Raw genomic sequence first — 528 nt, 5'->3', positions numbered from 1 at the left:
TCGGCGGCACCCTTCACGCGCAGCGCCGCCGCGGCCTCCACCACGGGGGCGAGCCGTCGCTGCTCACCGGCGGGGAGCAGGACACGGCCCGAGCCGTCGCCGTCCTGTCCCTTCGCCACCCCGAGCACGAGCGCGTGGGCCGGCGTCCGGCCCAGGGCCTTGTGCGTGGCGGTGAGCTCGATGCCACGGGGTTCGAGCAGGTCCTGTACGTCGGGCATGGATCGTCCTTTCGCTGAGGTCTGGACCGGCGGGGCCGGTCCGGTCCGCGGTCGGCGGACCGGACCGGCCCAGCAGGCGTGCTGTCGATCCTATCCTCGGCCGGCGCGCCGCCGGGGCCCGGACGCACGGGGCGGGCCCCGCGGGATCGGCGGGGAATAACGCGGTGCCCGCGGACGGTTGACATGATCCGGGCCCGCCGTCGCAGGCGTGCTCCCACCGGTCTCCCCACGGACGCCCGGAACCGACCCACCCCAGGAGGAAGAGCTGTGCTGGACCCCACCTCGCTGTACCTGAGCAACCCCGCTCTGC

General features: G+C 75.2%; 1 pseudogene. It reads right to left on the bottom strand.

Annotation, left to right across the window (positions count from 1 at the left end):
- Positions 1-218, bottom strand: a pseudogene (locus CK505_RS18125) (leucyl aminopeptidase); the annotation flags it as partial.
- Positions 219-528: the final 310 nt, after the last annotated feature.

Origin of the sequence: Kocuria sp. WN036 (genome assembly GCF_002287015.1) — a bacterium.
Taxonomy (GTDB): domain Bacteria; phylum Actinomycetota; class Actinomycetes; order Actinomycetales; family Micrococcaceae; genus Kocuria; species Kocuria rosea.
This window is presented reverse-complemented; position numbering and strand designations above follow the sequence as displayed.